The sequence below is a fragment of the Amycolatopsis sp. NPDC006131 genome (genome assembly GCF_040614175.1).
GTDB lineage: Bacteria > Actinomycetota > Actinomycetes > Mycobacteriales > Pseudonocardiaceae > Amycolatopsis_E > Amycolatopsis_E tucumanensis.
In genome coordinates this window covers 183,308-203,782 of the sequence record NZ_JBEXTX010000002.1, presented here as the reverse complement: position 1 = coordinate 203,782, position 20,475 = coordinate 183,308, and the positions used below count along the sequence as shown (strand labels likewise).

18 protein-coding genes and 1 tRNA gene are annotated in these 20,475 nt (G+C 70.1%); 9 read left to right on the top strand and 10 right to left on the bottom strand.

Translation table 11 applies throughout. The features are described from left to right. Nucleotides 1–49: 49 nt before the first annotated feature. A tRNA-Ser gene (locus ABZ215_RS02100) sits at nucleotides 50–134 on the bottom strand. Nucleotides 135–154: 20 nt separating this feature from the next. Continuing rightward, complete coding sequence (locus ABZ215_RS02095; protein ID WP_354947094.1) at nucleotides 155–619, bottom strand: MarR family transcriptional regulator; 465 nt, start codon at nucleotides 617–619, stop codon at nucleotides 155–157. 476 nt (nucleotides 620–1,095) lie between these two features. On the opposite strand from ABZ215_RS02095, the gene ABZ215_RS02090 reads away from it, so the two are divergent. Further along, entirely contained in the window at nucleotides 1,096–2,007 is a 912-nt protein-coding gene (locus ABZ215_RS02090; RefSeq protein ID WP_020416467.1) for a neutral zinc metallopeptidase, read from the top strand. A 46-nt stretch (nucleotides 2,008–2,053) separates the two neighbouring features. Here the strand turns inward: ABZ215_RS02090 and ABZ215_RS02085 are convergent, their stop codons facing one another. Then, the gene (locus ABZ215_RS02085; protein ID WP_020416466.1) at nucleotides 2,054–3,535 is read right to left on the bottom strand and encodes a M28 family metallopeptidase; all 1,482 of its coding nucleotides are present in this window, start codon (nucleotides 3,533–3,535) and stop codon (nucleotides 2,054–2,056) included. Nucleotides 3,536–3,610: 75 nt separating this feature from the next. Between ABZ215_RS02085 and ABZ215_RS02080 the strand changes: the two genes are divergently transcribed. After that, on the top strand, nucleotides 3,611–4,588 hold the full coding sequence (locus ABZ215_RS02080) for an NAD(P)H-quinone oxidoreductase (RefSeq protein WP_020416465.1): 978 nt from the start codon (nucleotides 3,611–3,613) through the stop codon (nucleotides 4,586–4,588). Here ABZ215_RS02080 and ABZ215_RS02075 read toward each other — a convergent pair. Next, nucleotides 4,585–5,784 (bottom strand): cysteine desulfurase-like protein, encoded by a 1,200-nt coding sequence (locus ABZ215_RS02075; protein ID WP_027935623.1) that lies wholly within the window; start codon nucleotides 5,782–5,784, stop codon nucleotides 4,585–4,587. The two genes, ABZ215_RS02080 and ABZ215_RS02075, sit on opposite strands and share 4 nt — an antisense overlap. Nucleotides 5,785–5,906: 122 nt before the next feature. Between ABZ215_RS02075 and ABZ215_RS02070 the strand changes: the two genes are divergently transcribed. Beyond that, nucleotides 5,907–6,461: a bacterial proteasome activator family protein gene (locus ABZ215_RS02070; protein WP_020416463.1), complete on the top strand. Its 555-nt coding sequence runs from the start codon at nucleotides 5,907–5,909 to the stop codon at nucleotides 6,459–6,461. A 19-nt stretch (nucleotides 6,462–6,480) separates the two neighbouring features. On the opposite strand, the gene ABZ215_RS02065 is transcribed toward ABZ215_RS02070, so the two are convergent. Then, complete coding sequence (locus ABZ215_RS02065; RefSeq protein ID WP_354947092.1) at nucleotides 6,481–8,085, bottom strand: hypothetical protein; 1,605 nt, start codon at nucleotides 8,083–8,085, stop codon at nucleotides 6,481–6,483. Between the two features lie 180 nt (nucleotides 8,086–8,265). Here ABZ215_RS02065 and ABZ215_RS02060 point away from each other — a divergent pair, with 180 nt between their 5' ends. The 4 genes from ABZ215_RS02060 to ABZ215_RS02045 are packed head-to-tail and all read left to right on the top strand — an operon-like array spanning nucleotide 8,266 to nucleotide 11,448. Further along, nucleotides 8,266–9,222 (top strand): ABC transporter permease, encoded by a 957-nt coding sequence (locus tag ABZ215_RS02060; protein WP_020416462.1) that lies wholly within the window; start codon nucleotides 8,266–8,268, stop codon nucleotides 9,220–9,222. 9 nt (nucleotides 9,223–9,231) lie between these two features. Further along, nucleotides 9,232–10,041 (top strand): ABC transporter ATP-binding protein, encoded by an 810-nt coding sequence (locus tag ABZ215_RS02055; RefSeq protein WP_017986208.1) that lies wholly within the window; start codon nucleotides 9,232–9,234, stop codon nucleotides 10,039–10,041. Between the two features lie 25 nt (nucleotides 10,042–10,066). After that, on the top strand, nucleotides 10,067–10,954 hold the full coding sequence (locus ABZ215_RS02050) for a glycosyltransferase family 2 protein (protein WP_345070265.1): 888 nt from the start codon (nucleotides 10,067–10,069) through the stop codon (nucleotides 10,952–10,954). Between the two features lie 47 nt (nucleotides 10,955–11,001). Beyond that, nucleotides 11,002–11,448, top strand: a complete 447-nt coding sequence (locus ABZ215_RS02045; protein WP_354947090.1) for a nitroreductase family deazaflavin-dependent oxidoreductase — start codon at nucleotides 11,002–11,004, stop codon at nucleotides 11,446–11,448. Between the two features lie 67 nt (nucleotides 11,449–11,515). Here the strand turns inward: ABZ215_RS02045 and ABZ215_RS02040 are convergent, their stop codons facing one another. Then, the gene (locus ABZ215_RS02040) at nucleotides 11,516–12,274 is read right to left on the bottom strand and encodes a decaprenylphospho-beta-D-erythro-pentofuranosid-2-ulose 2-reductase (RefSeq protein WP_237338266.1); all 759 of its coding nucleotides are present in this window, start codon (nucleotides 12,272–12,274) and stop codon (nucleotides 11,516–11,518) included. Beyond that, nucleotides 12,271–13,662, bottom strand: coding sequence for an FAD-binding oxidoreductase (locus ABZ215_RS02035; protein ID WP_051079482.1), 1,392 nt, complete (start codon nucleotides 13,660–13,662; stop codon nucleotides 12,271–12,273). The genes ABZ215_RS02040 and ABZ215_RS02035 overlap by 4 nt, the downstream gene beginning before the upstream one ends. A 76-nt stretch (nucleotides 13,663–13,738) precedes the next feature. Between ABZ215_RS02035 and ABZ215_RS02030 the strand changes: the two genes are divergently transcribed. Together ABZ215_RS02030 and ABZ215_RS02025 are read left to right on the top strand one after the other, a co-directional pair. Continuing rightward, the gene (locus ABZ215_RS02030) at nucleotides 13,739–14,221 is read left to right on the top strand and encodes a GtrA family protein (protein ID WP_237338267.1); all 483 of its coding nucleotides are present in this window, start codon (nucleotides 13,739–13,741) and stop codon (nucleotides 14,219–14,221) included. 67 nt (nucleotides 14,222–14,288) lie between these two features. Continuing rightward, the gene (locus tag ABZ215_RS02025; RefSeq protein ID WP_354947088.1) at nucleotides 14,289–16,229 is read left to right on the top strand and encodes a glycosyltransferase; all 1,941 of its coding nucleotides are present in this window, start codon (nucleotides 14,289–14,291) and stop codon (nucleotides 16,227–16,229) included. 954 nt (nucleotides 16,230–17,183) lie between these two features. Here ABZ215_RS02025 and ABZ215_RS02020 read toward each other — a convergent pair. The 3 genes from ABZ215_RS02020 to ABZ215_RS02010 form a co-directional block, all read right to left on the bottom strand. Next, nucleotides 17,184–17,426 carry a hypothetical protein gene (locus tag ABZ215_RS02020; protein WP_354947086.1) on the bottom strand — a complete coding sequence of 81 codons (243 nt, stop codon included), beginning with the start codon at nucleotides 17,424–17,426 and terminating at the stop codon, nucleotides 17,184–17,186. Between the two features lie 71 nt (nucleotides 17,427–17,497). Further along, entirely contained in the window at nucleotides 17,498–19,621 is a 2,124-nt protein-coding gene (locus ABZ215_RS02015; RefSeq protein ID WP_354947084.1) for a hypothetical protein, read from the bottom strand. 36 nt (nucleotides 19,622–19,657) lie between these two features. Next, entirely contained in the window at nucleotides 19,658–20,437 is a 780-nt protein-coding gene (locus tag ABZ215_RS02010; protein ID WP_020416452.1) for a hypothetical protein, read from the bottom strand. Nucleotides 20,438–20,475 lie beyond the last annotated feature (38 nt).

Below are 20,475 nucleotides of genomic sequence, written 5' to 3'. Positions count from 1 at the left end.
GACAAGCAGCCGAAGCCACCCAACCCGGCAAACCCCCTGGTCACAGGCGCGGAAGCGGAGGGATTTGAACCCCCGGTCGGTTGCCCGACGCTCGCTTTCAAGGCGAGTGCATTCGGCCGCTCTGCCACGCTTCCCTGAGGCTCAGGGTAGCGGCTCAGCCGCCCAGGCCTTCGAGGTGTTCGTCGACCCGGGAGAAGACCCTCGCGAGCACCGACTGCTCCTCCGGGGTCATCAAATCGATCAGGTGGGCCCGCACGCCCTCCACGTGCGTGGGCGCCGCCTCCTTCAGCAGCGCCTCGCCGCCGGGGGTCAGTTCCGCCACCACTCCCCGCTTGTCGTCCGGGTCCGGGGCGCGGCGCGCGAGCCCCGCGGCCTCCATGCGTGCTATCTGGTGCGACAGCCGGCTCTTCGTGGACCCCATCGTGGTCGCCAGCTCGGACATCCGCATCCGCCGCTCCGGCGCCATCTCCAGGCACACCAGCACCTCGTAGTCCGTCAGGGACACGTCGTGCGCGGCGGCCAGCTCCCGGTGCAGCCGCTGGCGGAGCCGCAGCGTGGCGACGATGTACGCGCGCCACGCCGACATCTCCGGCTCGCTCAGCCACCGGGCTTCACCCATGTCCGGAACAGTAGCGCCGAACTGCGATTACCAACCAACGAGGGACGGCGCACCGGTTGAGGATTCGCGCGCACAGGCGCATGCTTGGAGACAACGGTGGATCGGTCACCGGACCGGGGACGCACTACCCGGGTGTGGCCCGTCGGGCCGTCCGCCGGGAGAGGGTCAGGTGGTTCAATGACGAGAAGTTCCTCGCGGTTGACTACCGGATGCAGCTGTGGACCCACAGCCGGGATGCGGTGAACCCAGTCCGGCTGTGACTGTGAGCAGCAACGGGTTTCCATCTCGATGCGCCTCGACCATCGCTTGCGCACAACGGCGAACTCGAACCTGCTTCAGTGCGGTCTCCGTGTCCGCACAGCAGAGTTCCTCGCCGGCCCGCGACGTGGTCAGCCGCTGATTACAATTGACAACCTCGGTAATCCTGGGTGCGGACTCGCGGAGTCCGCACCCAGGCTTTTGTGAGGGAGTACGCGGTGAGGTTTGACGAAGGCGCCGGGCTGGACACGTCCGAGGTCGACGACCTCCGCGGCGGCGGTGGCGGCATCGGGAGCCGGGTGGCGCTCGGCGGCGGCGGGCTCGGCATCGTCGGCGTGATCATCTACTTCGTGCTCTCCCAGATCGGCGGGGTCAGCCCGAGCGGCGCGGGCAGCCTCGGCGAACTCGGCGCCGGTCAGCAGGTCAGCAACGGGTCGCTGGCGCAGGAGTGCCGCACCGGCGCGGACGCCAACTCCAACCACGACTGCGCGATCGTCGCCATCGTCAACTCCATCCAGGACTACTGGAGCGACCAGTTCGCCCGCTCCGGCCGCACCTACCGCACCGCGCAGACGAACTTCTTCAGCGGCGGCGTGCGCACCGGCTGCGGCAGCGCCACCTCCGACGTCGGCCCGTTCTACTGCCCCGCCGACTCCGAGGTCTACATCGACCTGTCCTTCTACCAGGAGCTGCAGACCCGCTTCGGCGCGCAGGGCGGCACGTTCGCCGAGGCCTACGTGCTCGCCCACGAGTACGGCCACCACGTGCAGAACCTGCTCGGCACGTCCCGGCGCGTCGGCAACGAGACCGGGCCGACCTCCGGTTCCGTGCGGCTCGAACTGCAGGCCGACTGCTACGCCGGCGTGTGGGCCAACCACGCGACGACCACGCCGTCGTCGACCGGACGGCCGCTGATCACCGAGGTCACCCAGGACGACATCGACCGCGCCCTGGACACCGCGTCCCGCATCGGCGACGACTACATCCAGTCCAACCTCGGCGGCGGCCAGGTGGACGAGTCCCAGTTCTCGCACGGCACGTCCGCCCAGCGGGAACGGTGGTTCACCACCGGCTTCCAGACCGGCGACCCCGCCCGGTGCGACACCTTCGGAACCAACAACCTGGGCTGACGCGCCACGGGCTCCGCCCGGCGCACGGCCGGGCGGAGCGCACGCGTCACGCCGCGGCCAGCGCCCTCGCCTCACCGGCGGGAGCGCGGTGCGGCTTCACCGCCGCCTTGCCGGGCGCGACCCCGTTGACCGACTCCGTGCTCAGCGCGAACGTGCCCAGCGTCCAGGCGATCGCATCCGCGTTGCGGTCCAGCGCCACCCGGTCGACGTTGCCGAGGTTGTCGCACGCCTGGTGGTAGCACGGGTCGTACGCGACGCCCGCCTGGCCGCCCCACTTCGCGGCCTGCTCGGGGGTTTTCACGTCCTCCGCGCCCGTGAACAGGCCACCCGCCGGAATCCCCACCGCGATGAACTCGCCGTAGTCCGAGCGGCCGTCGAAGTCCGTGCCCTCCGTCGGCACCCCGCGCGCGTTCAGGTACCCGGTCAGCTCGGCCTCGATCTGCGCCGAGCCGTACGGGCCGGGGCCGGCGCCGACACCGTCGGAATCGTCGCCGTCGTAAGCGAAGTACGCCGCGTTCGGTGAGCCGATCATGTCGAAGTTCAGGTACAGCGCGATGTCCAGCTGCTGCTCGAAGCTCAGCGAATCGACGTAGTGCGTCGAGCCGACCAGGCCGAACTCCTCGGCGCTCCACCACGCGAACCGCACCGCGTTCTCGACCTTCGGCTTTCCGCCGAGCTGCAACGCGATCTCCAGCAGCGCCGCCGAACCGGTGCCGTTGTCGTTGATGCCGGGGCCCTCCGGAACGCTGTCCAGGTGCGCCCCGGCCATCACGACGTTGTCCTTGCGGCCGGTCTTCGTTTCGGCGATGACGTTGTAGGACGTGCGCGGCTCCTGGAACTCCCGCAGGTCCAGCGTCACCGTCGCGCCGTTCTGCCCGGACAGCGCCTGCCCGTCGGCCTGCGAGATGCCACCGGTCGGGATCCGCGCCGCCGCCGGGTCGCCCAGGGTTCCGTTCAGCGGGCCGGCCTCGTTGTTGTAGATGATCGCCGCGATCGCGCCCGCGTCCGCGGCGGCCGCCTGCTTCTGCGCGAACGGGCACGCGCCGCGCGACACGAGGACGATCCGGCCGGCCACGCCGGTGTAGTCGGTGACCTCGCAACCGGGCGTGGCGTCGACCGGCACCACGGCCAGCGGGGCGGTGATCCCGCCCTCCGGCGTGGACACCGTGTACGTCATGACGGTGATCGGCACGTCGGCGCCGTTGACCGTCAGCTTCTCCTCGATCGTCTCGGTGAAGATGAACGGGAACTCCTGCCGTGTCACCGAATAACCGGCGGCTTCGAGCTTGCCCGCGATGTACTCGGCGGAGGCGGCGTGCCCATCGGTGCCTGCGGCGCGGTTGCCGTCGTTGCGGTCGGCGATGCGCTGCAACGCGATCAGGTGCCGGTTGATGGCACCCACGTCGGTCTTCTTGACGAGCTGGTCGGGTAACGGGGACGGGGCTGCGATCGCGGCCGGGGTGGCGGCCGTCGCCAATGCGGCGGTCAGCACCAGGGCGGCGAAGGATCTCTTCGGCCGAAGTGACATGAGGAGTCACTTTTGTCCCGATCCGCGTGGAGGTCAATCGTGCATTCGGTGTACCCCGGCAATAGGGTCGGGCACATGCATGCGATCAAGCTCCGTGAACCCGGCGGCCCGGACAACCTGGAGTGGGTCGAGGTTCCCGATCCGCGGCCGGGCCCCGGCGAGGTCCTGCTCGACGTCGCGGCGAGCGCGGTGAACCGGGCCGATCTGCTGCAGCGCCAAGGCAACTACCCGCCGCCGCCCGGGGCGAGCGACATCCTCGGGCTCGAGTGCTCGGGCACGGTCGCGGAGCTCGGCGAGGGCGTCGAGGGCTGGCAGGTCGGCGACGAGGTGTGCGCGCTGCTCGCCGGTGGCGGTTACGCCGAACGCGTCGTCGTGCCGGCCGGTCAGCTGCTGCCGGTGCCCGGCGAGGTCGACCTCATCACCAGCGCCGGCCTGCCCGAGGTCGCCTGCACCGTGTGGTCGAACGTGGTGATGCACGCGAACCTGGCCGAGGGCGAGGTGCTGCTCGTGCACGGCGGCGCAGGCGGCATCGGCACGCACGCGATCCAGGTGGGCAAGGCCCTCGGCGCGACGGTCGCGGTCACCGCCGGCTCGGCCGACCGGCTGGACCGCTGCCGCCAGCTCGGCGCTGACATCGCGATCAACTACAAGGAGCAGGACTTCGTCGAGGTCCTCCGCGACGAGACCGGCGGCGCCGACGTCATCCTCGACAACATGGGCGCGAAGTACCTGGACCGCAACGTCAGCGCGCTGAAGACGAACGGCCGCCTGGTGATCATCGGGATGCAGGGCGGCGTGAAGGGCGAGCTGAACATCGGCAAGCTGATGGCCAAGCGCGCGAGCGTCGCCGGGACCACGCTGCGGGCGCGGCCGGTGGACGACAAGAGCCGCATCGTCGCGGACGTGCGGGAACGGCTGTGGCCGCTGGTCGCCGAGGGCGCGGTCCGTCCGGTGATCGGTCAGGTCGTGCCGATGTCCGAGGCGGGCAAGGCGCACCAGGCCCTCGAGGAGGGCGGCGTGTTCGGCAAGGTGCTGCTCTCGGTCCGCGGCTAACGCAGTTCTTCCAGCACCCGCACCAGCTGGTTGACCTCGAAGACGTTGGAGTAGTGGGCGAGCGCTATCCGCACCGCGCCGCCCACCTCTCCGACGCCGAGCGCGGCGAACACGCCGCTGGTGCCGAGGTCGGCGAACGCGCACAGGCCCTGCGAGGCCAGGTACTCCGCGACCTCCGGCGCCTTCTTGCCCATGACGGTGAACGCCAGCGCGGGGATGCGGCGCATCGCGTCGCCGATGACCATGACGTGCCGCAGCGCGCGCAGTTCGGTGCTGAGCTGGGCGAGCAGCCCGGCGTGGTACGACTTCGCCGAGCCGAGCGAGGTCACCAGCCGCTCCCGGCGGGAGCCGGTGGCCGCGTCGTCCAGGCCGGCGAGGTAGTCGATCGACGCGACGAGCCCGGCGAGCAACGGGTACGCGTGCGGGCCCAGCTCCAGCCGGGCGGGGCCGCGGGCGCCGGGGTCGAGCGAGGCGGACGGGAGCCGTTCCAGCAGGTCGGGGTCGCGGAAGACGAGGGCGCCGACGGCCGGGCCGCCCCAGGCCTGCGCGGACACCACGAGCACGTCCGCGCCGAGCGCGTTCATGTCCAGCGGCAGGAACGGCGCCGCGGCGGTGGCGTCGACGACCACCAGCGCGCCGACGCGCTTGGCGAACTCGGCGATCGTGGGCACGTCGGGCCGGGTGCCAACCGCGCCCGACGCGGCGGTGACGGCGACCGCCTTCGTGCGGGCGTTGACCAGGTTCTCGTACTGCCAGGCCGGCAGCTCGCAGTTCTCGATGTCGATCTCGGCCCAGCGCACGACCGCGCCGACACGTTTCGCGCCGTGCGTCCACGGCGCGATGTTGGTCTGCTCGTCGAGGCGCGAGACCACCACCTCGTCGCCCAAGGTCCAGCGCTCGGACAGGGCGTCGACGAGCCGGCGCAACAGCACAGCCGCGCTCGAACCGAGCACGACACCGGCCGGATCGGCACCGACGAGATCGGCCACCGCCCGCCTGGCCGCGGTCACGATGCTCTCCGCGCGCTGGGATGCCGGGAACGCGCCGCCCGGGCCGGAGACCGGGGCACGCATCGCCGTCGACACGGCCGAGGCCACCTGTTCGGGTACCAGCATTCCGGCAGGGCCGTCGAAGTGGATCCAGCCGTCACCCAGCGCGGGGAACAACCCACGAATTCGAGCGACGTCGAACGCCATGGACAACACCGTACGGACGAGTAGTTTCGCAGTGCGTCCGGGGTTGGGCTGTCGCCGACCGCGGGCCGGCGCGACCGCTAGGCTCGAACACAGCGCGTCGACGAACCAGCCAGGATGGAGCAATGACGGAGCCGAAGTTTTCCGAGTCGCCCTCGCCCGACGAGCAGCCCCACCGCGTGGTCGTGGTGGGCCCGGACGGTTCGCCGGTGGGCACGGCCCGGATCCCGCGGGAGGACGACGAGCACCAGGAGTCGGTCGGTGACCTCGTCGAAGAGCCGGCGAAGGTCATGCGAATCGGCACCATGATCAAGCAGCTGCTGGAGGAGGTGCGGGCCGCGCCGCTGGACGACGCGAGCCGCGACCGGCTGCGTGAGATCCACCAGACCTCGATCAAGGAGCTGGAGCAGGCGCTCGCACCGGAGCTGCAGAGCGAGCTGGAGCGGTTGGTGAAGCCGTTCACCGACGGCACCACGCCGTCCGACGCCGAGCTGCGGATCGCGCAGGCCCAGCTGGTCGGCTGGCTGGAGGGCCTGTTCCACGGCATCCAGACGGCGCTGTTCGCGCAGCAGATGGCGGCGCGGGTGCAGCTGGAGCAGATGCGCCGCGGGCTGCCTGCCGGGCGCGGCGGCCAGGAGGGCCAGGCGCCGGGGATCAGCGGGACCGGTCAGTACCTGTAGCGGAGCGCCCGCGCGCGGATCACCGGTCGGCGCGCGGGCAGACCACCACGTCGTCGTTCCTGATCGCCCGTGAGCAGTCGAACCGCCCCTCGACCAGGCCGGCGGCGTCGACCCAGAGCGGCTGGACGACGACGTACCGGACGGACGGGTCGGACAGGCAGGCGAGGTTCTCCGCGTAGCTCGCCGTGTCCCGCACCGACGGCAGGTCCATGCCCCGCCGCAGGTAGGCCGGCGACGGGTAGCGGCACGGCGTCGGGTTGCCCATGAAGTAGGCGATGTCGCCGAACGCCAGGTAGGCGACCGGGGTGTCCGCCCCGATCCGGTCGCGGACGGCCAGCATCTCCTCGGTGAACTTGTGCTCGATCTCGACACGGCCGGCGTTGGTGTAGTCGGCGTGTACGCCGTCGAACGAGTACGGCGTCGTCGGCAGGATGGGCACCGTCAACGCGAGCACCCCGACCAGCACCGGCACCGACAGCACCTGCCGTCCGCCGCGGCCGGGTTCGAACGCGCAGGCCAGCGCGGCCACGACGGCCAGGCCGGCGAGCAGGCCGTAGGCGAGCGCGCCGTGGCCGGAGCGCCACGCGTAGGACGCGCCCAGACACACCCGCGCGGCGAACAGCACCACGACCGTCGCCCCGACCAGCGCCCACGGCGGGCGCCCGTGCACGAGCGTCCAGCGCGCGACGGCGAGCGCCCACAGTCCCGCGGCCAGCGGGACCCAGGCGGCCAGGTGGTACTGGTACCACTGCCCCCGCACCACCGCGGCGGCCAGCACGAGCGCCAGCGCGAGCACCGTCAGCACCGGCCAGGCCCAGCGCCGCCGGGACACGCGCACCAGCACCACCAGGGCCGCCGGCAGCACCGCGACCAGCGGCACGAGCATGGCCTCGTTGGCCGCGAACCGCACGATCGAGCCGAAGTCCCGGGCGGCGCCGTCGTTGAGCAGCCACGCCTCCCGCAGCCACCGCCACTCCCGCGGCGCGAGCAGGCTCAGCCCGAACAGCGCGAGCCCGGACACCGCGGCGGTGATCCCGGCGAGCGTCGCGCGCCGCCGGTCCAGCACGGCGATCACGCCGAGCGCGACCAACGCGATCGGCAGGGTGGCGTACCCGACCAGCGCCGCCAGTCCCAGCAACAGCCCGGCGAGCAGGCTCGACGTCCGCAGCGCGGCCCCGATCGCGGCGGTCCCCAGCACGGCCGCCACCCACTCGGGCTGCAGGAAGTCCCAGTTCGGGGCCAGCGCCAGGGCCAGGCCGACGGCCGCGGCCACCGCCGACGCCTCCCCGGACGGCAGCCGCTGACGCAGCCCCGCGCGCAACCACCACGCCGCGCCCGCCGTGAGGGCCAGGGCGACCAGCCGGACCAGCCCCTCGCCGACCCCGACCGAGCCCACGTCGAAGACGCTCAGCCCCTCGGCCAGCCAGCGGTAGGCCAGCGGCCGGTGCACGAACGTGCCGGTCGCGCCGAACGGGCTGACGTCCAGGCCGCCCAGCACGTACCGGACGTCGTGGCCGAGCCCGATCCACGCGGCGGTCAACGCGACCGGCAAGGCGGCCACGGCGGTCCACACCCAGCCGCGGATGGGAGCGCGGCGCTGGGGTTCCTCGGTGGTGGTGGTCATTCAGCCGGCCTTTCGCCAGGTTGCCCGTTTTCGGGTGCGCACCCCGGGCGAGAGTACGCGCCGGACGCACACGCTGCCGTCACGGACGGTGGCACAGCGTGATTTCGCCCGATGATCAGCCAAATCGGGCGTCTCCGCCCTGCCCGGAGTGCGCGTGTCCCGCTCGCTACGCTAGGTCCCGTGCAAGCCACCAGCACGGTCGACCAGACCAGCGAAGATCTCGCCCGCGCGGCTGAGCTTCCGCCCTTGTCGGACAGCCGCACCTTCGGGCGCGCGTTCGGCGACATCAAGGAAGGCCTCCGCCAGCGCGAACTGTGGAGCCACCTCGGCTGGCAGGACATCAAGCAGCGGTACCGCCGGTCGGTGATCGGCCCGTTCTGGATCACCATCAGCCAGGGCGTGATCGCGCTCGGTCTGGGGCTGCTGTACTCGCAGCTGTTCAACATGCACATCCAGACGTTCCTGCCCTACATCAGCGCGGGGTTCATCGTCTGGGCCTTCATCAGCGGCTGCCTGACCGAGGGCATGGAGACGTTCATCGCGAACGAGGGTCTGATCAAGCAGATCCGCGCGCCGTTGACCGTGTACGCGCTGCGCACGGTGTGGCGGCAGACGCTGATGTTCGCGCACAACCTGATCGTCATCGTGGTCGTGGTCGGCATCTTCTTCGGCAGCCTGAACCACGACTACGCGCTGTCGCAGAGCGGCATGTGCATGCCGGACAACATCTGCCACCCCGGCATCGGCTGGTACACGCTCACCGCGATCCCGGCGTTCTTCCTGCTGGCGTTCAACGGGGTCTGGGTGACGCTGCTGCTTGGCATCATCTCCACGCGCTACCGGGACATCCCGCAGGTGATCAACTCGCTGATCCAGCTGCTGTTCTACCTGACCCCGATCGTCTGGCCGATCGACCAGCTCAAGTCGGGCCAGCGCGGTGGCAGCGTCAGCTGGGCGGAGCCGATCATCCACCTGAATCCCATCTACCACTTCGTCCAGATCCTGCGCGCGCCGCTGATCGGGCAGGCCGTCAGCCCGTGGAGCTGGGTCGCCGTGGGTGGCATCACGGTCGTGGGCTGGCTGCTCGCGCTCGTCGCCATGCGCAACTACCGGTCCCGCGTCTCCTACTGGGTGTGAGAACGACCAATGGTCAGCATTGATGTGCAGAACGCGTACGTCGACTTCCCGATCTTCGACGCCAAGACGCGGTCGCTGAAGAAGAAGGTCCTCGGCAAGGTCGGCGGCAAGATCGGCACCGAGTCGAAGGTGCCGATCATCGAGGCGCTGCAGGACATCACCCTGTCGCTGCGCGAGGGTGACCGGGTCGGGCTGGTCGGCCACAACGGGGCGGGCAAGTCGACCCTGCTGCGGCTGCTGTCCGGCATCTACGAGCCCACCCGCGGCCTGGCCCGCGTGCAGGGCAAGGTCGCGCCGGTGTTCGACCTGGGCGTCGGCATGGACCCGGAGATCTCCGGCTACGAGAACATCATGATCCGCGGCCTGTTCCTCGGCATGACGCGCAAGCAGATGGAGAAGCGGGTCGACGACATCGCGGAGTTCACCGAGCTCGGCGACTACCTGCAGATGCCGCTGCGCACCTACTCGACCGGTATGCGGGTGCGGCTCGCGCTGGGCGTGGTCACCACCATCGACCCGGAGATCCTGATCCTGGACGAGGGCATCGGCGCGGTCGACGCGGCGTTCCTCAACAAGGCGCGGGACCGGCTCGTGGATCTGGTGAACCGCTCCGGCATGTTGGTCTTCGCCTCGCACGCCGACGACCTACTCTTGGAGCTGTGCACGACGGCCATCTGGATGGACGAGGGCCGGATGAAGATGCGGGGCGGCCTGCGCGAGGTGCTCACCGCGTACAAGGGCCGGGACCCGTTCGAGAACATCAGCGCGGAAGCCGCGCAGCGGATCGACGCCGCGCCGGCGGTACAGGGCGGGGAGTGACATGAGCGGTCCGGAGCAGGCTCCGATGCGACCGGGCGGTGTGGCGGCGGTGGTCGTCACGCGGCACCGCCGTGAGCTGCTCGCGGACTCGCTGAAGATCATCGCCGCGCAGACCCGGCCGGTGGACCACCTGGTGGTCGTGGACAACGGCCCGGACCAGCCGGCGCGGGACGTCGTGGAGTCGTTCCCCGGGCAGTACACGTACCTGCCGTCGCACCACAACCTGGGCGGCGCCGGCGGGTTCGCGCTCGGGATCCTGCACGCGCTCGCGCTGGGCGCGGACTGGGTGTGGCTGGCCGATGACGACGGCCGCCCCGCCGACGAGACGGTGCTGGCGGTGCTGCTGGAGGAGGCCGAGAAGCGCGGCCTGGCCGAGATCTCGCCGATGGTCACCAACATCAACGCGCCGGAGAAGCTGGCGTTCCCGCTGCGCCGGGGCCTGACGTGGAAGCGGTCCTCGGCGGAGCTGGGCACCGACTTCCTGCCCGGCATCGCGTCGCTGTTCAACGGCGCGTTGTTCCGGTCGTCCACCCTGGACGTGGTCGGGGTGCCGGACCTGCGGCTGTTCGTGCGCGGCGACGAGGTCGAGGTGCACCGGCGGCTGGTCCGTTCCGGACTGCCGTTCGGCACGTCGCTGCGGGTGTCCTACCTGCACCCGGACGGTTCGGACGAGTTCAAGCCGATGCTCGGCGGGCGGTTCCACGCGCAGGACCCGGAGAACGAGGTCAAGCGCTACTACACCTACCGCAACCGCGGCTACCTGCTGTCCCAGCCGGGGATGCGCAAGATCGGCGCGCTGGAGATCCTGCGGTTCGGCCTGTACTTCGTGGGCGTGAAGCGCGACCCGGGCGCGTTCGTGCAGTGGCTCAAGCTGGTGCGCCAGGGGCAGCGGGAGCGCTTCTTCCGCTACTGATCGTCGGTGGCAGGAATAGCACGGCCGCCGACCGCCTTGTGCTGGACATGAGTGATCCCGCCAAGGGAGAGTACGCACCGAGCCCCACTGACTGGGTCCGCGAAGCCGTGGAGAGGTTCGAGACGTCCAACGGCGAAGCCAACCTGAACGAGCCCGGCGGCGGCCCGATCGTCGTGATCACGACCGTCGGCGCCAAGACCGGCAAGATCCGCAAGTCGCCGATCATGCGGATCGAGAAGGACGGGAAATACCTCGCGGTGGCGTCCAACGGCGGCGGCCGCGCGAATCCGGGCTGGGTCAGCAACATCCGTGCGCACCCGGTGGTGGAGCTGCAGGACGGCCCGGTCAAGAGGACCTACGTCGCCCGCGAGCTCGCCGGCGAGGAGCGGTGCGAGTGGTGGGAGTACGGCGTCGCGGTCTGGCCGACGTACCTCGAGTGGGAGCGGAAGACCGACCGCCGGATCCCGCTCGTGTTGCTGGAGCCGCCGGCCTGAAGCGGCTTCCGCCCTGCCAGACGTGAAAGGCCCCGGACAGCGCCCGGGGCCTTTCGCGTGGAACCGATCAGATCGGCAGCTTGCGGAAAATCGGTCGCGGCACGTGGCGCAGCACCGACATGACCGCGCGGAACGCGCCGGGCGCCCACACCAGGTCCTTGCCCTTGCGCGCCGCGTCGACGGCGATTTCGGCGACCTGCTCGGCGGTCTGCTCCAGCGGCGCCTTGCCCAGGCCCTCGGTCATCTTCGTCTTGACCTGGCCCGGCCGCACGACCGTCACCTTGACGCCGGACGGCGCCAGCGCCTCGCCCAGGCCCAGGTAGAACCCGTCGAAACCCGCCTTGGTCGAGCCGTACACGAAGTTCGACCGCCGCACGCGCTCACCGGCCACAGAGGACAGCGCGATCACCGAGCCGTGGCCCTGCTTCTTGAGCTTGTCCGCCAGCGCCACGCCGACCGACACCGCCGCGGTGTAGTTCACCGTGGCCAGCTCGACCGCGGTGGCGTGGTTCTGCCACGCCTCCTCGTTGTCGCCGAGCAGGCCGAACGCCACCACGGCCACGTCGATGTCACCCTGCGCGAACGCCTGGTCCAGCACCGCCGGGTGGGACGCCGTGTCCTTCGCGTCGAAGTCCACTTCGGACACCGTGGCGCCTGCCGCGCGCAGCTTCTCCGCGGCCAGCTTGCGCCGCTCGGACGCCCGCGCCGCCAGCACGACGCGCAGTTCGGGCGCGTCCGCGAGGTACTTCTGCGCGATGGCCAGCGCGATGTCCGACGTGCCGCCGAGCAGCAGCAGGGACTGGGGGTTGCCAACAGCGTCGATCACAGTTCAAGCCTCCGGCTCATGTCGGACGCGAACACGCCCTCGGGGTCGACCGACTGGCGGATCTTGCGCCACTCCTCCAGCCGGGGGTACATCTTCGCGAAGGTCTCCGGCGTGGTGCGCGAGTCCTTCGCGGTGTACAGCCGCCCACCGGCCGCCAGGACGTCTTCGTCGAGTTCGGTGCAGAAGCGGCCGAGGCCGTCCTTGATGGGGAAGTCCACCGACAGCATCCAGCCCGGCGACGGCCAGGACAGCGGCGCGCGGTTGCCCTCGCCCATCCGCTTGAACACGTTCAGGAACGAGTAGTGGCCGGACGTCGCGATCTTGCGGCACAGGTCCTTCAGCGCGTCCTCCCGGCCGAACGGCACGGAGAACTGGTACTGCAGGAAACCCTTGGAACCGTAGGCGCGGTTCCACTCGCTGAGCATGTCCAGCGGGTGGTAGAACTGCGTCAGGTTCTGGATCTTGCCGCGCGCGCCCTTCTTCGGCACCGTGCGCTGCCAGATGTTGTTCAGCATCCCGAACGTCAGCTTGTTGCCGAGACCGTTGGGGAACACGTCGGGCAGCGTCATCAGCTGCGGCGCGTCGAACTTCAGCGGATCGGCCTGCAGCTTCGGCGGCAGCTGGTCCAGCTTGGCCAGCGAGCCGCGGGAGAACGTGGCCCGGCCGAGGCGGCTGTCGGAGTTGATGAGGTCCGGCACCGACATCGAGTAGTCGTAGTTCAGGTCGGACCCGTTGCTGAACAGCTCCAGGGTCTCGTCCAGGCTCGACGTGCGGTCCGCGTCCACGATGAAGTAGGCGCTCTCGGTCTTCTTCATGCGGATCTTCGCGCGCACGATGATGCCGGTGAGGCCGATGCCCGCGACCGTCGCCCAGAACAGCTCCGACTCGGGGCCCTCCGGGGTCAGCGTGCGGATCTGGCCGTCCGCGGTCACCAGGTCCATCGACAGCACGTGGTTGCCGAAGCTGCCCGCGCTGTGGTGGTTCTTGCCGTGGATGTCGTTGGCGATCGCGCCACCGATGGTCACCTGGCGCGTTCCGGGCAGCACCGGGACCCACAGACCGTACGGCAGCGCGGCCTTCATCAGCTGGTCGAGGCTCACCCCGGCGTCCAGGTCGACCTCTCCGGTGTCCGGGTTGATCGAGTGGATCGTGTTCAGGGCGGTCATGTCGATGACGAGACCACCGGCGTTCTGCGCCGGGTCCCCGTAGGAGCGGCCGAGCCCGCGGGCGATGACGCCGCGCTCGCCGGCCTGCGCCACCGCGCGGGCGATCGTCTCCACGTCCGGCGTGGTCAGCACGTCTGCGACGGTCGGGGCGGTGCGACCCCACCCGGTGAGTGTCCGCCGCTCGGTATGCGGTGTCGTGTTCACCCGGACCAGGGTAACCATCCCCGGGGGGCGGCTTTGACCGAGGCGCTTCTACACTTTTCCGGTCCTGGAAATCGCACGCTGGCGAGGTAGTGCAGTGGTGTCTACGGAACCGCAGGAGCAGGCAGTGACGGCGAAGGCGAGCCCGGGCCTGCTCGGCCAGTTGGTGCGATTCGCGCTGATCGGCGGATTTTGCGCGTTGCTCGATCTCGGTACCTACACGGTGTTACGAGCGATCGGACTTGATTACGCTCCGTGGGACACGGTCGCGCGCGCGATCAGTTTCATCGTCGGCACCACGACCGCCTTTTTTCTTAACCGGAAGTTCACGTTCTCCGGCGGCCGCAAAGACGGCAAGGGTCAGATCGGCGGCTTCGTCCTGCTGTACGGCGTCACTTTCTTCGTGGCCGTCGGCATGAACGCGCTGATGTTGCACGTGCTCGGCGAGTTCGCGTTCAAGCCGACCGTCGCTTGGGTGATCTCGCAGGGCACCGCGACCGCCATCAACTTCGTGATGCTCAAGTGGGTTGTCTTCCGCGAACAAGGTGTGACCGATGTTTCGCCGGAGTCCGGCTCGTGATTCCTTCACAGGTGACCCGTGTAACTTGGCTGGCGCTAGTCGGATTCCCCTGGAGGACTGAGAACTGATGGCCGGCAAGACTGCCGCGGGACAGCCTGCCCCCGCGAAGGCGAAGACCAACGGAGCCCAGGCGATGCAGGACCAGACCACGTTCGCCGAACACGTTCCGCAGGGCCGCCTGACCGCGCAGCGCGGGCTGTACGCCGGGCCGTCGCCCATCGTTTCCAAGGACCTCTACTCCGAGGTGCTCGAGGGTGTCGTGAACCGCGGGCGCGACGGCGTGACGCTGGAGCCGTCGGCGCGCGTGTCCGGCAACACCTACTTCGGCCGGTTCCCGGCCAGCTACTGGCAGCGCTGGACGAAGGTGCGCCAGGTCCGGGTCGAGGCGGTCGTGAGCGGGGCGGGCCAGCTCGCGGTGCGCGCGTCCGACGTCGAGGGCGAGCCGCGCACGATCGAGGCGCGCGAGGTCGAGGGCGCCGACGGGGCGGTCGTGGCGGTCGACGTCAAGATCGACAAGTTCTACGACGGCGGCGCGCTGTGGCTGGACCTGGAGACCCAGGCCGGGCAGCGACTGACCGTGGAGCGGGTGCGGTGGACCGTCGAGCCGCCGGAGAAGATCCGGCCGACCGCGGTGACCATCTGCACGATGAACCGCGCCGACGACTGCCTGAAGAACCTGCAGGCGCTGGCCGGTGACCTCCAGTCGCTGGACACCCTGGACGCCATCTACGTCGCCGACCAGGGCACCGACCGGGTCGACTCGCGCGAGGGGTTCGCGCAGGTGGCGGCCGACCTCGGCGACAAGCTGAAGTACATCACCCAGCCGAACCTCGGTGGCGCCGGCGGTTTCACCCGCGGCCTGTACGAGGTGGCCGGGCACACCGAGACCGAGCACGCGAACGTGCTGTTCATGGACGACGACGTGCTGCTCGAGCCGGACCTGGTCGTGCGGATGACGGCGTTCTCGAACATGGCCGCGAACCCGGTCATCGTCGGCGGGCAGATGCTGAACCTGCTGCACCCGCACCAGCTGCACGTGGGTGCCGAGTACGCGCGGCTGGAGAAGCTGGAGCCGGGGGTGCCGGTCGAGCACAGCCTGCACACGGCCGACCTGCTGGGTGTCGACGAGGAGACCGGCGAGCCGAACCGCCAGGAGAAGCGGCTCGACGCCGGCTACAACGGCTGGTGGTCGTGCCTGATCCCCTACGAGGTGGTCAAGGCCATCGGGTACCCGATGCCGTTCTTCTTCCAGTGGGACGACGCCGAGTACAGCTACCGGGCGCGGGCGCACGGCTTCCCGACGGTCACGCTGCCCGGCGCGGGTGTCTGGCACGCGGACTTCCACTGGAAGGACTGGGACGAGTGGCACCGGTACTTCAACCTGCGCAACTCGATCATCACCGCGGCGCTGCACAGTGACTTCAACCTGAACGTGGTGTGCCGGACGCTGATGGCCCAGGTCGTGCGGTACCTGCTGGGCATGCAGTACGGGTTGACGCACACGCTGATCAAGGCGGTCGAGGACTTCCTGGAGGGCCCGTCGATCCTGGAGGACGGCGGTGTCGCCGCGATGCAGGAAATTCGAGCCATCCGGGCCCAGTACCCGGAGACGAAGCGTCACGACGCCACCGAGGTGCCCGGGATCGCGTCCAACGACATCGGGATCATCAACGCCGCGCCGCGTCCCGCGCTGCAGCGGCTGATCCTGGTGAAGCGGGTCTTCGACCGGCTGCGCGGCCGGTCCCGGTTCGCGCTTGGCGCCGTGCCCAATGATGAGGCTCACTGGTGGCACGTGGCGCTCTTCGACACGGCCGTGGTGACCGACGCGTCCCAGGAGGGCGTGCGGGTGCGCAAGTACGACCGGGAACGCATGTTCGAACTGGGCAAGCGCGCGATGAAGACCCTGAACCGGCTCCGCAAGGAGGGGCACGCGGTGCAGGCGCAGTACAAGCGCGCCCTGCCACAGCTCACGAGCCGCGAGAACTGGAAGCGGTTGTACCGGCTCTGAGGTTTTTCGGCTTTTGGCCGGCCCTGCTGCTTCTGCGGCAGGGCCGGTTTTGTTTTGGGGGGTGTTTGTGAGGTGGGTGGGGGTGGTGGCGGCGGCGGGGTTGGCTGGTGGGGGTTTGGGGGGTTGTCGCCGGCGCGCGGTTGGGCTTGTCGCTGGCGCGCAGTTGGGCTTGTCGCGAGCGCGCGGCTGGACCTCTCGCGGCACGTGCCTGGGCTTTTCATGAGCGCGCGGTTGAGCTCCTCGCGGGGGACGAGGCTGGCCCGTTCGTCGCGCCTTCGCTGGGCCGCTCGTGGGTGCCCGGCCGGCCCCCTCGTAAACGACGGCTGGGCCACTCATGCGGGCGCGAAAGGCCTCCTGGGGCACCGCCAATGGGCCACTCGTGTGACCGCGACGGGCTCCCACGTGCCATCGCCCCTGGGCCAACCGTGCCGCCACCACTGGGCCGCTCGCGTGGGCACGAACCGTTCTCACGTGGCACTGCCGCTGAGCCGTCCGGGTCGCCACCGCTGGGCCACTCATGCGGGCGCGACCGGTCTCCACGTGCCATCGCCCCTGCGCCACTCGTGCCGCCACCACTGGGCCACTCGTGCCGCCACCACTGGGCCACTCGTGCCGCCACCGCTGGGCCAACCGTGCCGCCACCACTGGGCCGCTCGCGCGGGCACGAACCGTTCTCACGTGGCACTGCCGCTGAGCCGTCCGGGTCGCCACCGCTGGGCCACTCATGCGGGCGCGACCGGTCTCCACGTGCCATCGCCCCTGCGCCACTCGTGCCGCCACCACTGGGCCAACCGTGCCGCCACCACTGGGCCGCTCGCGCCGCCACCACTGGGCCACTCGCGCCGCCACCGCTGGGTCGCTCGCGCACACATGACCGGCACCCACGTGGCGCCGCCGTTGGGCGGCTCGCGCGGCCGTGGCGGACTCCCCTGCCGCACCGGGCCGGTGGGCGGGTCAGCGCAGGCCGAAGACCTTGTTCTTCCGCTGCAGGTCGTCGATGTACGCGACGGCCACTTGGCTGAAGTTCACGCTCACCTTTGCCCCCTCCTTGGTCGTCACCGTCTGCACCGAGCCGTGCTCGAGCAGCAGGTGCAGCTCCTTTTCGAGCTCTTCGACGTCCTCCGGCGGCAGCGCGAACAGCAGCGGCTCACCGCCGGTGGCCAGGTGCAGGACCAGTGCGGGCTTCTCGTCACTCATGCGTCCAGCACACCAGCCGCCGATCTTGTTCGGCAACAAAGTTCGCGCACAGCAGAGGCGCGAACCCCGGTCTACTGGCTCAGCCAGTAGCCGTACGAGGTGTAGTCCGGGTAGGGGTTCAGCAGCGGGCGCGGCTGCTGGATCTCGACCTCCACCGATGGCGCCGTCACGAGCTCGGCCGGCACCGTGAAGCTGTACGTCGACCACGTGCCCTGCTGGGAATCACGCGTCCAGACGCCCGCCTCCACGCCGTTGACCAGCACCCGCATGTCGAACACCGTGCCGTGCATCGCCGTGCGGGACGTCAGCGTCAGGGGGCGGCCGGGCACCAGGTTGTGCGCCGTGAACCTCTCCCCGCCGACGATGGGCCTTGCGCTGTCGATCACGTCGCCCACCCGGCCCAGCGACGTCCACGGCTGCGTGCCCACCTGGGCCAGCACCGGCTCGTACCCGTGCTCCCCCTCGCTGCGCAGGTCACCCACGTTCACGTAGTCCCGCAGCTCACCGGGCACCGCCTGCGAGTCGCCGCTGCCCGCCAGCGACCAGTCCGCCTCGTACACGTTCAGCCACCGGAACGGGACGATCAACCGCCCACCCAGATCCGGCTGCGCCTGCACCTCGAAGCTCATCTCCGACGGCGTCCGCAACACCCCGACGTCCTTCAACGGCTCCATCGACGGCCCCGGCCACGGGTCGTACACCGCGAAGTACTCCGGCCGCTCCGCCGCGGGCAGGTGCTTCAACGCCTCGTACAACGAACCCGTGCCGTTGTTCGCCGGCGCCGCGAAACCGTTCGTGCCCAGGCCGATCAGGTCCAGCACCCGGTGCCCGCCGAAGTACGCGACCGCGCCGACGTCCTTCACCGCCACCACCGAACCCGGCGGCAGGTTCCCCCGCACCCACTGCGCCACCGACACGTCCGTGTCGCGAATGGCCGCCGTCGCCCGGCCGAACCGCACCGACCAGCTCGGCAGCGTCGCCAGCGACAACACCAGCACCACCACCAGCGCGCCGTGCAGCGAGATCCGCCGCGCCCGCTCCCGCGCCGCGATCCGGCTCAGCCCGTACACGCCGATCACCACGAACAGCACGAACACCGGCATGAACGGCTGCACGTACCGCAGCTCGTGCACCAGCGCGGTGTTCAAAGTGGACACCGACACCAGGATCAGCAGCAACCCGGCCGCCAGCGCGTACAGCATCGGCCGCCACGTCGGCCGCGTCAGGAACACGTAGACCATCCCCGCCGCGAACACCAGCAACGCACCCGGGAACGCGTAGTCCTGCCCGTCGAAACCCAGGAAGATGCTCACGAACGCCCGCGCGTTCGCCATCGTGCGGTCCGCGAACTCGCTCAGCCAGAACACCGGCCGGTCGTGCAGGAACGACTTCGACTGGATACCGTTCGCCGACGCCGTCCCCGTCGCGATCTTGTAGAACAGCAGTTGCGCCACGCCGACCGCGATCGGCAGCAGTGTCCACAGTGCCCGCAGCACCGTCCGCCGTGGACGCGTCATGTGCCGGTGCGCCCACACCGTCCACAACGCCGCGAACGCGAGCGTCACCGCCAGGATCAGGCCCTCGGTCCGCACCAGCGCCAGCAGGCCGCCCAGGATCGGCGTCCAGCGGAACCGCGCCCACGGCTGCTCGGTCACGAACGCCAGCAGCGTCGCGACCACCAGCAGCATGACCAGGCCGACCTCCATGCCACTGGCCGAACCCCACGCCAGCGGCCCGCTCAACGCGACCAGGACACCCGACCACACGCCGACCGAACGCGACACCAGCTTCGTGCCCAGCACCGTGACCAGCCCGGTCGCCAGCGCGAAGCACAGGATGCCGAACCCCATCGCGAAGGCCAGGAAGAACGTGCCGTGGAACCCCACCAGGTACGCCGCACCCAGCACCAGCGCGTACAACAGGCTGCTCGCCCCGGCGCTGATGTCGTCGCCCGTGTTGAACTGGAAGAAGTGTCCCAGTCCCAGCTGCCGCCCGTACTGCAGGTGGATGTAGACGTCGTCGAGCGGCGCGATCAGCTTGCCCTGGTTCCACGCCATGCCACTGGCCACGAACACCACGCCGACCAGCGCGGCCAGCGCCCCGGTGAGCCAGAACTCCGGATTCCCGGGCAGCGCCCGGCGCGGCCGGCGAGCGGTGCGGTCGACCTCGTCTGAAACGTCCAGAACCTGTGTCACTTCACGCACACGCCCGGGCCTGGTTCCGTGGTTGCCTCATCGGGCCAGGCTATCCCTCGACTCACGCCACTGGTCGAACAGCAGGTCCCGGTGGACCTCGTGGTAGCGCGCCAGGTCGAAGATGTGCACCGTCTTGGACCAGCGGCCGTCCGGACCAGGGCGGAACCCGTCGGCCTCGGCGCGCTCGAAATCGCTGCCCAGGTAGTGCACTCCGACCGAACCGTCCAAAGTGATCCCCGCTACCTCACACGACGAACCGAGGTACTCCGCGCGCGTGCTCACCTCGGCGACCCGGCCGCCTTCGGTCTCCAGCACACCGGACCGCGGGCGGCCGCTGACGACCGCGGCCTGGCCGTTGGGCCAGCCGCCGTGCGGCGTGATGCCCTCGACCGGCCGCGCGAACCGCGCCGCCCGCCACCGCGTGAACAACAAGTCGTTCTGCCGTTCCGCGTAGTCACGCAGATCCCGCATGTCGACGGTCTTGTAGTACTCGTAGGAGTTCTCCTGGACGAAACCGTTGATGGTGGCCCACTCGTGGTCCCATTCGGCATCCAGAACGCGTGCGGTGCCGTTCTCGTACGCCGCGTCGACCATCACGCGGTGGTCCCGGTAGGTGGCGTAGACCTGCACCGAGAAAACGCGTTCACACATCTCCACCGGAACCGGGCCGGCGAGTTCCTGGCGCGGGAACGGCGCCGGTCTCGCGTCCCGCACCTGCGGGAAGTGCACGTAGTTGTCGCCCGCCGCATACGAAACCGGGTGCGCGACGCCGTCCACGACGGCGATCGTGCCGGTGCGGTACAGGGGGTAGGTCACGCCGGAGCCCCCTCTGCGTTTCCGATCAACGGGTGTGT